This is a genomic window from Brevibacterium sp. HMSC07C04 (genome assembly GCF_001815905.1).
Classification (GTDB): Bacteria; Actinomycetota; Actinomycetes; order Actinomycetales; family Brevibacteriaceae; genus Brevibacterium.
In genome coordinates this window covers 55,886-69,542 of sequence record NZ_KV823244.1, presented here as the reverse complement: position 1 = coordinate 69,542, position 13,657 = coordinate 55,886, and the positions used below count along the sequence as shown (strand labels likewise).

The 13,657-nt window shown below is 62.8% G+C and carries 13 protein-coding genes; 6 read left to right on the top strand and 7 right to left on the bottom strand.

What is annotated here, in order from left to right:
- Positions 1-174 precede the first annotated feature (174 nt).
- A complete protein-coding gene (locus tag HMPREF3162_RS02610) occupies positions 175-1,083 on the top strand; it encodes a dihydrodipicolinate synthase family protein (RefSeq protein ID WP_070776829.1) in 909 nt (302 codons plus the stop codon).
- A 29-nt stretch (positions 1,084-1,112) separates the two neighbouring features.
- Here the strand turns inward: HMPREF3162_RS02610 and hemW are convergent, their stop codons facing one another.
- Positions 1,113-2,327, bottom strand: coding sequence for a radical SAM family heme chaperone HemW (gene hemW, locus HMPREF3162_RS02605; protein WP_070776828.1), 1,215 nt, complete (start codon positions 2,325-2,327; stop codon positions 1,113-1,115).
- Between the two features lie 15 nt (positions 2,328-2,342).
- Positions 2,343-4,205 carry a translation elongation factor 4 gene (lepA, locus tag HMPREF3162_RS02600; RefSeq protein WP_070776827.1) on the bottom strand — a complete coding sequence of 621 codons (1,863 nt, stop codon included), beginning with the start codon at positions 4,203-4,205 and terminating at the stop codon, positions 2,343-2,345.
- Between the two features lie 71 nt (positions 4,206-4,276).
- On the opposite strand from lepA, the gene HMPREF3162_RS02595 reads away from it, so the two are divergent.
- Together HMPREF3162_RS02595 and rpsT are read left to right on the top strand one after the other, a co-directional pair.
- On the top strand, positions 4,277-5,008 hold the full coding sequence (locus HMPREF3162_RS02595; protein WP_070776826.1) for a type II toxin-antitoxin system PemK/MazF family toxin: 732 nt from the start codon (positions 4,277-4,279) through the stop codon (positions 5,006-5,008).
- Between the two features lie 249 nt (positions 5,009-5,257).
- A complete protein-coding gene (gene rpsT / locus HMPREF3162_RS02590; protein ID WP_070572447.1) occupies positions 5,258-5,524 on the top strand; it encodes a 30S ribosomal protein S20 in 267 nt (88 codons plus the stop codon).
- A 76-nt stretch (positions 5,525-5,600) separates the two neighbouring features.
- Here the strand turns inward: rpsT and holA are convergent, their stop codons facing one another.
- From holA to HMPREF3162_RS02565, 5 genes are all read right to left on the bottom strand, one after another.
- Positions 5,601-6,587 carry a DNA polymerase III subunit delta gene (gene holA / locus HMPREF3162_RS02585; protein WP_070572446.1) on the bottom strand — a complete coding sequence of 329 codons (987 nt, stop codon included), beginning with the start codon at positions 6,585-6,587 and terminating at the stop codon, positions 5,601-5,603.
- Positions 6,588-6,596: 9 nt separating this feature from the next.
- Positions 6,597-8,849: a ComEC/Rec2 family competence protein gene (locus tag HMPREF3162_RS02580; protein ID WP_070776825.1), complete on the bottom strand. Its 2,253-nt coding sequence runs from the start codon at positions 8,847-8,849 to the stop codon at positions 6,597-6,599.
- A gap of 46 nt (positions 8,850-8,895) precedes the next feature.
- Positions 8,896-9,612, bottom strand: a complete 717-nt coding sequence (locus tag HMPREF3162_RS02575; RefSeq protein ID WP_070572442.1) for a helix-hairpin-helix domain-containing protein — start codon at positions 9,610-9,612, stop codon at positions 8,896-8,898.
- Between the two features lie 108 nt (positions 9,613-9,720).
- Complete coding sequence (locus tag HMPREF3162_RS02570; RefSeq protein ID WP_176747331.1) at positions 9,721-10,650, bottom strand: DegV family protein; 930 nt, start codon at positions 10,648-10,650, stop codon at positions 9,721-9,723.
- Between the two features lie 49 nt (positions 10,651-10,699).
- Positions 10,700-12,100, bottom strand: coding sequence for a UDP-glucose dehydrogenase family protein (locus tag HMPREF3162_RS02565; protein WP_083304026.1), 1,401 nt, complete (start codon positions 12,098-12,100; stop codon positions 10,700-10,702).
- A 72-nt stretch (positions 12,101-12,172) separates the two neighbouring features.
- Between HMPREF3162_RS02565 and HMPREF3162_RS02560 the strand changes: the two genes are divergently transcribed.
- From HMPREF3162_RS02560 to HMPREF3162_RS02550, 3 genes are read left to right on the top strand one after another with little or no spacing between them, the layout of a single operon-like run.
- The gene (locus HMPREF3162_RS02560; protein ID WP_141750121.1) at positions 12,173-12,868 is read left to right on the top strand and encodes a hypothetical protein; all 696 of its coding nucleotides are present in this window, start codon (positions 12,173-12,175) and stop codon (positions 12,866-12,868) included.
- On the top strand, positions 12,865-13,293 hold the full coding sequence (locus tag HMPREF3162_RS02555) for a CrcB family protein (protein WP_141750120.1): 429 nt from the start codon (positions 12,865-12,867) through the stop codon (positions 13,291-13,293). Before HMPREF3162_RS02560 ends, HMPREF3162_RS02555 begins: the two co-directional genes overlap by 4 nt.
- Positions 13,290-13,655 (top strand): fluoride efflux transporter FluC, encoded by a 366-nt coding sequence (locus tag HMPREF3162_RS02550; protein ID WP_070572432.1) that lies wholly within the window; start codon positions 13,290-13,292, stop codon positions 13,653-13,655. The genes HMPREF3162_RS02555 and HMPREF3162_RS02550 overlap by 4 nt, the downstream gene beginning before the upstream one ends.
- The last annotated feature ends 2 nt before the right edge of the window (positions 13,656-13,657 follow it).

Here is a 13,657-nt window from a genome sequence, read left to right as displayed (position 1 = left end):
CGGCACTCTGCTGTCAATCGAGCCCGCCTTCGGGGTCCTCATCGGCTTGCTCGTGCTTGCCCAGAACCCCACGTTCATGCAATTGGCCGGTATCGCTCTGGTTGTTCTCGCTGGAGCAGCCGCGCAGCGCGACGGCAGACGTACAACCGAGCACCGACTTGATCAGGAACAACTATGACCAACAAGCTTTTCACCGGCCTCTCTGCGTTCTCCCTCACCCCACTCCACAACGACCGCGTCAACGAGCAGGCCTTCACGGGCCTCATTGAGCGGCTGGCTGCGTCGGGGGTGGATTCGATTACCGCCCTCGGGTCGACCGGCTCCTACGCCTACCTCACCCAGGCAGAGCGCGACCGCGTTACGACACTAGCGGTCGAGCATGCCGGATCGACTCCAGTGTTCGTCGGTGTCGGAGACTTGCGCACCTCGCACGTCCTCGCCCATATTGATGCCGCGGAGCAGGCGGGAGCCGCGGGAGTGCTGTTGCCCCCCCCGATGACCTATCAGCCGCTCACCGACGATGACGTGTTCGAGCTGTATCGCACCGTCACCGAGCACACGGAACTTCCGGTGATCGTCTACGACAACCCCGACACCACCCGATTCACGTTCACCGCGGACCTCTACGCTCGCGTTGCCGAGCTCCCTAGAATCGCGTCGATCAAGATCCCCGGCATTCCCACTGATCCGCAAGAAGCGCTCGATCACGTCGCCGCAATCCGTGCGATGGTGCCGGAACATGTCACGATCGGGGTTTCCGGTGACGCCTTCGCCGCGACGGGCCTGAATGCGGGCTGTGATGCTTGGTACTCGGTAATCGGCGGCACGCTGCCCGAGCCTGCCCTCACGATCACCCGCGCCGCGCAAGAGGGCCGCCAGAGCGAGGTGGCTGCAGAGTCCGAGCGGCTGGCACCCCTGTGGGCATTGTTTGCCGAATTTGGAGGCAGTCTGCGCGTAACCGCGGCGATCGCCGAGCACCTCGGATTGGCACCTCACGGGTGCTTGCCGCTGCCAATCCAGGGCCTCACCGACGCGCAGCGCGCCCGCGTCGCGCAAGTGGTGGACGAGCTCGACCTTGCCTGACCGGCCAAATCTCTCTGTACCGAAGGCAGTTACAGGTATTCCGACAGCTCACGGACAATGAAATCCGCCATGAGTCGCCCGCGCAATGTCAGCGCTAGCCATTCCTCATCAGGTTCTACAAGACCTTGCTTGGCAAACTGCTCCAGCAGAAGTTCAGTACCCGCAGGCAGTTCATTCAAACGCATGCCCTGCCGGGTCCTGGCTCGCAGCATGAGGTCTTCGAGCCTGCGAGTATCCGCATCTAGCACTTCCCGACCAATTGCCGGCGACTGCCCTTGACTCAGCCGGTTGGCCCAGGCACGCGGATGCTTGGCATTCCAGAAGCGTACTCCCCCAATGTGCGAGTGCGCCCCGGCACCAAAACCCCACCAGTCCTGGCCGGTCCAGTAGGCATTGTTGTGGCGGCATTCGTGGTCGGTACTGCGAGCCCAGTTACTCACCTCGTACCAGTGCAGACCGGCGTCAGAAAATGCAGCGTCAGCCGCTGCGTATTTATCAGCAAGATCGTCCTCATCGGGCATAGGCAGCTCACCCCGGCGAACCTGCGCACCCATTTTGGTGCCCGGTTCGACAATGAGCGAATACGCCGAAATATGGTCTGGCCCCATCTCAACAGCTGCCTCAACAGACCGCTGCCAGTCCTCAGCTGATTCCCCCGGTGTGCCGTAGATGAGGTCAACAGACACCTGCATACCGGCGTCCTTGACCCACTGAACCGCTTTGGGAACCTGCTCCGGATTATGCGTGCGGTCCAATGTTGCTAAGACGTGCGGCACAGCCGACTGCATGCCCATCGACACGCGCGTAAAACCAGCCTCAGCCAGCTTGGCCACATACTCCGGGCTCAGAGTGTCCGGGTTCGCCTCCGTCGTAACCTCGGCGTCATCCGCCAAGCCAAAAGCGGCCCGCACACGTTCAAGCGCGTAGGCCAGATCAGCTGCCGGCAGAAGAGTCGGCGTTCCCCCGCCGAAGAACACGGTGCTGACCGGCCTGGCAGGAAAGTCAGCCAGAACACGGGAGGCGAGCTCCACCTCGTGAGCTAGATTCCCAGCCCAATCGGAACGATTGGCACCCGGACCGAGCTCCTCGGCCGTGTAGGTGTTGAAATCGCAGTAGCCGCAGCGCACCCGGCAGTAGGGCACGTGAATATAGGCACTCAGTGAGCGTGATTCGGCCCCGGCCTGCGCGGAAGCAGGCAGTGAACCGTCAAGCGGAGGAACGTCGCCGTCAGGCTGTGCCGGCACCGATCAGCTCTTCCGTCAGTTCTTTCCGCCGCCGGCAGCATCCGACGACAGCGCGGCAATGAACGCTTCCTGCGGAACTTCAACAGTTCCGACCATCTTCATGCGCTTCTTGCCTTCCTTCTGCTTTTCTAGCAGCTTGCGCTTACGGCTGATGTCACCGCCGTAGCACTTGGAAAGAACGTCCTTGCGGATAGCGCGAATGGTTTCGCGCGCAATGATGCGCGAGCCGATAGCCGCCTGCACGGGAACTTCGAACTGCTGCCTGGGAATGAGCTCCTTGAGCTTCCCAGCCATCTTCACGCCGTAGTGGTAGGCGTCATCACGGTGGACAATTGCCGAGAACGCATCTACGTGATCGCCGTGCAGCAGAATGTCGACCTTGACGAGGTTGGCGGCCTGATCGCCGTCATCCTGGTAGTCAAGAGACGCGTAGCCGCGGGTGCGGGACTTCAGCTGGTCGAAGAAGTCGAACACGATCTCAGCCAGCGGCATGCGGTAGCGCAGCTCCACACGGTCTTCCGACAGGTAGTCCATGCCGTTCATCTGCCCGCGTTTGCTCTGGCACAGCTCCATGACGGGACCAACGAAATCCGACGGGGTGAGGATCGTCGCCGCAACCATCGGTTCGCGGACTTCCTTGATTTTCCCTTCCGGGTATTCGCTGGGGTTGGTCACCGTGTACTCGCTGCCGTCTTCCATCGTCACCTGGTAGACAACAGACGGTGCGGTCGAAATGAGCGAAAGATCGTATTCGCGCTCCAGACGGTCGCGCACAATCTCCAAGTGCAGCAGACCCAGGTAACCGCAGCGGAAGCCGAAGCCCAGAGCCGCCGAGGTCTCAGGTTCAAAGGTCAGCGCAGCGTCGTTGAGCTGCAGCTTCTCCAGCGCATCGCGCAGCACCGGATAGTCCGAACCGTCAATCGGGAACAGACCGGAGAACACCATCGGCTTGGGCTCCTGGTAGCCCTCAAGTGCCTCTTCGGCCGGGTTGGCGGCAGTCGTGATCGTGTCACCGACCTTCGACTGGCGCACGTCCTTGACACCCGTGATGAGGTAGCCGACCTCGCCAACACCCAGACCCTTCGACGGTTTGGGTTCAGGCGAAGACACGCCGATCTCCAGGGTTTCGTGCGTCGAACCGGTGGAAAACATCTGGATCTTTTCGCGCGGACCCAACTGGCCGTCAACCACACGAACGTATGTGACAACACCGCGGTAGGTGTCGTACACGGAGTCGAAGATCATTGCTCGGGCAGGTGCGTCCTTATTGCCTTCCGGAGCAGGAATGTCGCTGACAATCCGGTCGAGAACATCCTCAACACCTTCACCGGTCTTGCCGGACACCCGCAGGCAGTCTTCGGGCTCGACACCGATGAGATTGGCAAGCTCCTCAGCGTATTTGTCCGGATTCGCCGCCGGCAGGTCGATCTTGTTGAGCACGGGAACAATCGTCAGGTCATGCTCCATGGCCATGTACAGGTTCGCCAACGTCTGGGCTTCAATGCCCTGCGCGGAATCCACCAGCAGCAGCGCACCTTCGCACGCCGCCAGCGAACGCGAAACCTCGTAGGAAAAGTCCACGTGCCCGGGAGTGTCGATCATGTTGAGCGCAAACGGTTCGCCCTCGTCAGTCATCCACGGCATGCGCACCGCCTGCGACTTAATCGTGATGCCGCGCTCGCGCTCAATGTCCATCCGGTCGAGGTACTGGGCGCGCATTTCACGCGGCTGCACCACCCCGGTCATCTGCAGCATACGGTCGGCAAGAGTCGACTTACCGTGGTCAATGTGGGCGATGATGCAGAAGTTGCGGATATTCGCAGGGTCGGTGGACGCCACCTGAATCCGCTGGGCAGCAGTATCGCTCACCTGAGGCATGAACGCTCCTTTGTGGGTCTCAAACAGCTACTCATTGTCTCATACGCCCGGTCAGCGCTTATCGTTGACACATGGCGAACTCCAACTTCTCACAGCGCCTCATTCGCAAAGGACTTCGAGCCGGAATCACGGCGCTCAGCCGCAGCATCGACCAGGAACAGGCGGGTCGGCTGGCAGTCGACCTCCTGCTGGGAGGCCGGCCCTCCGCATCGTCAGACTCACGAGGTGGAGCTCCAGGCAGCCCTGCCAACTCACCAGGGCGAACCCAGAAGAACAAGGCACGCCCTAAGAAGGACAGCGGAGGCCCGAAGAAGCGGGACGAATTCTCAATTGCCCGGAGGGCCGAGAACCAGCCGATCAAACAGGGATTCCCCAAAAGGCCATCAGGCGGCTACCCGGGTGATTTCACCGGCACCGTTCGACCTGTCTACTCCCCCGACCTCGACGGCAGTCCCGACCCGGGCGAAGTCGTGTGGGCCTGGGTGCCCTACGAAGAGGACTTCACACAGGGCAAAGACCGTCCGGTCCTGCTCGTGGGACACGACCGTTCGTGGTTGCTGGGGCTCATGCTCACCTCCAAGGACAAGGTGCCCGGCAGTGTCGGGGAAATCCGGAGCAACGAGGGAACACCGTGGATCAACATCGGATCCGGCGACTGGGACGCAAAGAACCGCCCCTCGGAAATCCGCTTGGACCGCGTCATCCGAATCGCACCCAACGCAGTGCGCCGCGAGGGAGCCATCATGCCCATGAGTCTGTACTCGAAGATCGTGGAGAACATCGAAACCGGAGGGAAAAGCTGACAGCAGGCTCTGTACGGCGGACAGATTCGCAGCGTGTGGCGAATTCAACCGCGCTGACATCCGCTGAAAATTAGCGTTCGCCCCGGTGAGCCGCTATGCTTTTGGCCGTATGTCCGCCAAGGTGTGTGTCTCACCATGGTCGGGCGGATGTACTCCTGATATTCAGGCGCCTGACGCTTTCCCCGCTGAGAGCGCATCGAGTATGAGGAAGCCCTCACGACCTATTGATTTCGACAGAAGAGTGTTGAAGTGGCAAATATCAAGTCTCAGATCAAGCGGAACAAGACCAACGAAAAGGCTCGCCTGCGCAACCGCGCTGTGCGCAGCGAAGTTCGCGGTCACATCCGCCACGTCCGCGCAGCCATCGAAGCTGGCAACGCTGACGAAGCACAGGCAGCCCTGCAGGTTGCCTCGCGCAAGATCGACAAGGCAGTGAGCAAGGGTGTGCTGCACAAGAAGAACGCAGCCAACCGCAAGTCGCGCCTGGCTAAGGCAGTGAACGCGCTCAAGGCCTGATAGAGCCGAAGGGAAGGGGGACGAACCACGTGTTTCGTCCCCTTTCTTCATGCGGTTCTACGTGACTTGCTGCCGGTCAACGCCGGCGGGCTGACTGGGCGACTTCCCGCACGAGGGTTTCAACCGCAAATTCGGGGTCCCGTCCGCCGCCTTTCACAGCCGCATCGGCCGCTGCGACATTGAGCAGCGCACGCCCCAGTTCGGCTTCGTTCCACTGGCGAACCTGCCTGCGTGCTCGGTCCACTTGCCACGGAGCCATTTTGAGTTCGGCTGCCAACTGGCCAGAAGAGCCGCTGAGCCCCTGCACCTTCGCCAGCTGGCGAAGCTTCATCGCAACTGCCGCGACAATCGGCACGGGGTCCGTGCCCGTTGACAATGCGTGGCGGGTCAGCGCGAGCGCCTGTCCGGTGTTGCCGGAGCAGGCTGCGTCAGCGACTTTGAACCCTGTCGCCTCGACCCGCCCGCCGTAATAGCGGTCGACAATCTGATGGGTGATTTCGCCTTCCGTATCAGCCAGCAGCTGGCGGATACCCTGGTCGAGCTCCGAAACGTCCGATCCGAGCGCATCCATGAGAGCAGCGAGCGCATCCGGTCGGATAGAGCGTCCGGCGCGTTTGAATTCGCCTTCGGCAAAGGCGTTCTTGTCGGCTTCTGATTTCAACGCCGAGGCGTCAATGCGGGGAAACTCGGCCTTTTCGAGCGCCTTGATCAGGCGCGCTCCCCTGTTGCCTCCTGAGTGTTTGAGGATGACGACCATGTCGTCAGAGGGTTCGTCCGCGTAGGCGAGCGCGTCAGTCAGAAAAGCGTCGTTCATCGTGGCGCAGTTCTCGACGACCACTATGCCGCGCGTGGTGAACAGTGACGGTGCGGCTGCCTGTGCGAGTTCACCCGGCTGATACGAACTGGCATCTAGGTGTGTGATGTCATCGCCGTAGGTCTTCTTCGCCTTGCCCAGCACGGTGTCTTGGGCTTTTCTGGCAAGCACCGCTTCCGGCCCGGAAATCAGCACAATGGGGGCCGGTTTGGCGCGGTGCCACGGGATGAGTGTTTTCTTCGCTGCCACGTGATCAGCCTAGCCGCTTACAGACCCAGTGCACCCGCCGAGCCCTCTGAGCTGAGCGTCGCGGTCCAGTACAACGGTGCCGCATTCGTCTGTGCGCAGAACCGGCACGGAGCCAAAGGCATCGAGCGCCTGCCGTGTTGGGTGGCCGTAGCGGTTGTTCGCACCAACCGACACGATTCCCGCCGAAGCGCCAACCTGGGCGAAGAAGCTCGGATCAATGAAGCGAGAGCCGTGGTGGGGTGCGGTGAGAATGTCTGCCTGGACGCTTTCTGCGGCCATGGCTCTCTGTCCGTCCTCTTCGACATCCCCCGTCACAAGTACAGAGACTCCAGCCGTTTCGATCTGGATGACCGCTGAGATCTGATTTCGCCCGTCAGTCTGCTCTGCCATGTCCGGCGGCGGCCACAGCACTTCCCACCGCACATCGCCCGATGAGAACGCCATGCCTTCGGTGAGTCCGCGCACCTCGTGCCCCGTCAGAGCCTGCACTTCGCGTGCTCTGGGATCGGCGAGACTCGGTGCCGATGCCCATACGGCTGCCACCGTCCTCCCACCGGTTGTGGCCGCCCGCAGCCCCGCATAGTGGTCGGCATCGAAGTGGCTGATGATAACGCTCGTCTGCCGCACCCCCAGAGCAGACAGACAGTCGGCGAGCTTCGCCTCGTCAGGCCCAGCATCAACGAGCAGAGCGTGCTCAGCACTGAGCCGAACCGCGGTCGCACTGCCCTGCCCCACATCGCAGAAGGCGACGGTCCAATCGCCTGCGGGCCGGTGGATCAGCGGCAGCCCCATTCCCAGCACAAGCGCACCGACTGCGACAGCCGCAGCGAGCCTGCGGAAAGTAACTTTGCGAAAGCCGATGACAGCAACACCGACTGACACACCCAGCACCACAGCCAGAACAATGCCCAGTGTTCCCGCAGCCCACGGCAGCACAGCTCCGGGCAGGCCAGCCGCCGTGTGCGAGACCAGTGCAATCCACTGGGCCGGCCACTGCAGCAGCCAACCCACACCATCGGCGAAATAGCCGAATACGGCCCAGCCGGTCAGGAGGTGCAGTCCACCTGACACCAGCACTGCGAGACCGCCGATGACAATGGGCCCCAATGCGGGAACAGCCACGACATTGGCCGGTATTGACCACAGGCTCGGCTGGCTGTCGATAGTCAGCAGCACCGGGAACACGCCCAGCTGAGCGCAGACTGGAACAGCCAGGAGGTTCGCCGCAAACGGAGGCATCCACCTGCACAGTGCGGTTGTCATCGGCTGGCTGAGCACAATCAGCGCCCCGGCAGCACACACCGACAGAGTGAAGCCGATGGAGCTGGACAGCTCCGGCCGGGTGATGAGCACACCGATGACCGCTGCCGCTATGAGGGCCAAACTGCGTTTGCCAGTTCCGCGCACCACGGCATAGGCCCCTACCAGGCCCATACCGGCGGCACGGATGACAGAAGGGGCCGGACCCACAATGAACACAAACCCGGCTACGAGCACCACAGCCACCGCAGTTGCGCTCAGCGGGCGATGGCTGATCCAGCGCGCCAACCACAATGCGGTCATCGCGACAATCGCCAAATGCGTGCCCGACACGGCTGAGACATGGGTCAGGGATGCGATCTTCATGTCCTCCAGCAGCGCGTCGTCCGCTGTGGTGCGATCGCCGAGAACCAGACCCGGCACGAGGCCCGCACCCGCACTCCCACCTACTACTGCCGCATGAAACTCCTGTCGTACGTCCCTTCGCACGCGCCACATTCCGACGGGTCCGCGCACATCGCGCATCGAGTTGACAAAACCTGTCGCCTGCGAAGCTTCGCGCGTCAATGACAAGTCCGCGTGCGCAGTACTGCCGGCTTCGGGAAGCTCCTCGCGGGAAAGCAGGGTGACGGGGCCGTCGTCCGTCGACGCCGCCGCCCGCCACCAACCCGAGGCACTCTGCACCGGATCGCTGAAGATCTTCACCCGCCCGGACACAGTGCCTTCGTCCGGGGTGCCGAGCACGCGCGCCGCGCTGACCCCTACAGCGGCCAGTCCCACGACAACGCAGGTCACGGCAAGCAAAGCGATTGCCTGCGCGCGGCCGGCTTCGCGCCTTTGACGGCTGATCCGCCGCTGTGCCCTGCTCGAACCGCCTGGGGTCGATTCCGTCCATGCCCACAGACCGATGGACAGGACTGTGAAAACACCGGCGGCCGCCATCATCGCCCAGTCGGGTCCGGGAAGCGCAGCACAGAGCCACACTGCGGCGGCCGCTGCCACCAGCCGAAAGGTGACGGGATACTTCAGGCCATATCGAAAGAAGTGCTCAGACGGTGGCGTTCGGTTTGATCTTCGCAAGGGTCGCCTCCCCTATGCCTGACACTTCTGTCAGCGCATCCACCGAGGCGAAGGGCCCATTCTCCTCCCGGTGCGCAACAATCGCAGCCGCCGTGACAGGACCGATGCCCGGAAGGTTCTCAAGTTCTGCTGCCGAGGCGGAATTGATGTTGATCTTCTGCCCTGCACCTGTCGCTGTGCTGCCAGAAGCCGCCCCGGTGCCACCACCAGTCGCCCCGCTCGGTGCTTGCGGACCGTTGGGGCCGGAGTCGTCTGCGATCTCCGGTACAACTATCTGTTCGCCGTCTTTGACGACCCTAGCGAGGTTGACCTGGGTGAGGTCTGCATTCTTCTTCGTCCCGCCGACGGCATCGAGCGCATCAACAACCCGGGCTTGTCCGCTGAGCGTAACCACACCTGGTTTCTTGACGGCCCCGGCAACGTGCACCTGCACGGTTGCCTGTTCTGTCGGCTCCGCCGTGATTTCCGCCGCCTGCGGTTGGCTGCTGCCCCGTGTCCTGAGATAGCCGAAAACGCACAGAGCGATGAGAACGATGATCATAAGCGCCACAATAACCGTACGCCGCGGCAGCGGGCGGCTTTTCGGCAGCAGGTCGGCAATGTCGTCGACGTCGTCTTCGGGTTGCCATCCCTGCGCGGAGCTCTCACGCAGAGAGCCCAGCCTGTCTTCTGGTGAGCGTTTCATGCACCGTATTCAACCCCACCGAACCGCACCCCGCTGGGTGCCTGTGGACAGCGTGGAATCATCCACAGAGGGTAGCGCCTAAGTGCTCCCCGAGGTTTCAGGCACGCCCTAGGGCACCAGCCGGACTTCAATGCCGGCGGACCCGGGGCCCACATGGGCTGTCACAACAGTCGACAGAACCGCGGTGTCCACGTGCTCCCACTGCGCGCGTGCGGCCTGAAGAATGGCGCGGAAGAGCGCGCTGCCCTCATCGGCCGTGCCTTCGGGGTGCAGAACGGTCGCCTGCACCCGCAGGTTCTCCGCCCCTTCACGCGTCCGCATTTCGGCCACGGCGGCGGTTGCTTCGTCGACTGCGCGGCGGGCGGCCTTTGCGGTGGTGCGGACTCGCGCGGCCGGTTCTACGCGACCTTCGTGCACCTGCAAGACGGGCACGATCTTCAGTGCGCGTCCGAACAGAGCCGCTGCGCCGCCGATTCTTCCTCCCCTGTGCAGGTACTCCAGTGTTTCGGGGACAAAGTAGGTTGCGCTGAACTGTGCGGCGGCTTTCTCGCAGGCATCGCCGCAAGCAGTCAATCCCAAGTGTGCATTCGCGGCCGCCCAGTGGGCGATGCCGACGGAGCCTGCGCTGGCTGTCTGGGAGTCGATCACACGGATGCCGACAGTACCCTCAGACCCACCGCCGTCAGCCTCAAGCCCGCGTTCCTGCGCAACCTGCGCCGCAGCGGCTGTGGCGGCCCTGTACGTGCCGGACATCTCCGCTGACAGCGTGATGATGATGACCTCGTCGGCTCCGCCGTCCAGCTGTTCGCGAATTGCTGCGGCGAAGTCCTCGACCGCGGGCATTGAGGTCCGGACGGTGCTTCCGCCGCGCATACGCGAGCACAGCTCAGATGGATCCAGCTGTGAATCCTGGAACTCGGCTTCATCGACCGTGACCGTAAGATCGACCGAGTGCACCCGACCGGCGAAAGCGCGGTCGAGCTCTTCACGGTCAGCATCGCTCAACCGCACGGTTGAATCGAGAATCAGTCCGATCACAGCACAGTCCCGCACTCGCGGCTTGCTGCAGAGCTCATTGCCGCAGAGTTCATTCCTGCCTGCCCAGGCCGCGGACCGTCCAGCCGGCTTCGCGGTATGCCCTGCGGTCGACGACATTGCGGCCGTCGACGATGATCTTCTGCGCAACGAGTTCGCCCGCCGCCACAGGGTCGAGATTCTTGTACTGCGGCCATTCCGTCAGCAGGACAACACCGTCAGCCCCGGTGAGGGCTTCTGTCAGGTCTGGGGCGTAAGTCAGTTCAGGATCACGGCGGCGGGCGTTCTCAATGGCTTCCGGATCGGTGATGACGACCTGAGCACCGGCCTGTTCCAGGCGCTCAGCGACATCGAGCGCGGGAGAGTCCCGAACATCGTCGGTGTTGGGTTTGAACGCGATGCCCAGCACCGCTATCCGCTTGCCGGAGAGGTCTCCGCCGAGTGCTTCGCGTGTCAGGTCGACCATGCGGGCGCGCCTGCGCAGGTTGATGCTGTCGACCTCCCGCAGGAAGCTCACGGCCTGTTCGACTCCGAGCTCGTCGGCACGGGCGATGAAGGCGCGGATGTCCTTCGGCAGGCAGCCTCCGCCGAAGCCCAACCCCGCGTTGAGGAAGCGCCGTCCAATGCGCTTGTCCATGCCGATGGCGTCCGCCAACACAGCAACGTCACCGCCGGCGGTTTCACACAGCTCCGCCATCGCGTTGATGAAAGAAATCTTGGTCGCCAGGAAGGAGTTCGCAGCTGTTTTGACCAACTCGGCTGTCTGGTAGTCCATGACGATCCGCGGGGTCACTGCCCCCGCCTCACCGGCAACACCCACCTCGCCAGCGGCACCGGCCTCACCACCGCGCAGGTTGTGCGCGTACACCTGATCGAGAATTGCCACGGCGGGGTCGTCTTCGCTGCCGCTTTCTACTCCGTAGATGATCCTGTCGGGCCGCAGAGTGTCTTCCACCGCGTGGCCTTCGCGCAGAAATTCGGGGTTCCAGGCCAGCTTCGCCCCGGTCGGTGCGACCTTCTTGGCCAGTTCAGCTGCCGAACCGACCGGCACGGTCGACTTACCCACCACCAGGTCACCCGGTTTGAGGTGGGGCATGAGGTCGTTGATCGCGGAGTTCACATAGGTCATATCAGCGGCATTGCTGTCTTGTGACTGAGGCGTGCCCACGCAGATGAAGTGGACGCTGGCTTCGGCCGCACGTGAAATGTCCGATGTGAACAACAGGCGCTGCGAAGTTCCGTCCGCGCCTTCGTTTCCAGCTGACTGTTCGGCTTGTCCGGCCTCGAGAAGCTCAGCAAGGCCGGGTTCGAAGAACGGCGGCTGGTAGTTTTCCAGCTTCTGCAGCTTCTGTGTGTCCGTGTCGACGCCGATGACGGTGTGTCCGACAGAAGCCATAGCGGCAGCGTGCACCGCGCCGAGATAACCACAGCCGATGACCGAAATGTGAGTCAATTGACCCTCTCCTCGCAGGTGTTCAGTTCTGCTTCCCATAGTCCCACGGGCAGCCGTACTAAAGTGGACGGTGTGATGCGTTTTACCGACTTTCTCGTGAATTCCCTGTCGGCGCTGCTCATTGCGGTCACCGGTATTGTCCTTGTCGTTGTGGGAATCGTCGCGGCTGTCATCTTCCCAGGTGCCGCCGGTGTTGTCATCGGCCTCATCATTGTGCTCACCGGTTTGGCGATTCTGGCCGGCACTGTCGGAATGAGCTTGGAATGGGCCCGCACCCAGGACCGCATTGATGCTCTCAATGCCGAGATCGCGGAAGCCCGCAAAGTCGAAAACACCATCTACTACGCTGCGGCACTGCCCGAAGACGATCAACCGGACGCTCCCGCAGCACAGAAGCTGCTCGAGGTCTTCTCCGCGGACAGTCCGCTCATGGAAAACCTCCGCATCAATCGTGGTCAGGACCTTCCGGCCGAAGGTGCCGCGCAGCTTGATGACTTCCTCAGCTCGTCAGCCAAGCAGTCATTCGCCGATGCGGCCGTGCACACCGCTTTTATGGACGTTTTCCGCGCCGCACGCGATCTGCACGCCTGGCTGAAGTCTGAAACTGCCGAAGCCGACGGCGTCCGGTCGATCATTCCCGGCGACACCAGAGAAGGCGGATGGCGTGAGTTCGCTGCCGCGGCCAACGCAGGCGACACCCTCTCCCAGAATCTGTTGGGCGCGCGGGCGGCCTTTGAGCGGGCAGTGCTCGAAGCTGACCTCCTGTGAGTCCGGCTGGACAGGCCGCCTATCCTCCCGGCTCTGCTCGCCCAGCGTCGGCGGCCGGGATCCCACCTGCTGCAGGACTGTTCAGCAGAACCGCAGCAGTGTTCCTCGGCGGTGCAGTCGGCACTGCTGCGCGCGCAGGTTTGGGGATCCTGTTCGACGCTGACTGGGCTGTGCTGATTGCCAACACACTGGCGTGTGGTCTGCTCGCGTTCATCTGTGCTCGCCCTTCGCTGCTGGCACCGCACTCGCTCCTGCGCCTGGGGCTGGGCACCGGTTTGGCCGGTGCTTTCTCAAGCACGTCCGCAATAGCTGTGCACAGCTTTCTGACCGGGTCCGCGGTGTACCCGCTGCTGTCAGCCACGGCTGGGCTTGTGGCAGTCGCAGTTGGAATCATGGTTGGCAACCGGTTCGAAAGGTCATCATGAGCGGGCCTGTTTTCGCCCTCGTGTGCGGCGCCGGGGGTCTCGGAGCCGCCGCGCGCTTTCTTCTCGATACCGCTCTCTCACGCCTGTTTCGCTCACCGGCCTGGCCGGTGGGCATCTTCGTGGTCAATGTCATCGGCAGCTGTGCCGCGGGGGCCGCCGCGGCTTGTCTGACCGGGCACGAGGTGCCGCTCACCGTGGTCTCAACAGGTTTCCTTGGCGGCTTCACAACCTTCTCAACACTGATGGTATCGACGGTGCAGATGCTCATCACCCGCCGAACTGTGCTTGCGGTGAGCTACTGCGCTGCCACCGCTGTCTTCTGCGGCGGCGGGGCATGGGTGTTCTTCCGGCTGTTCAGCTGAGC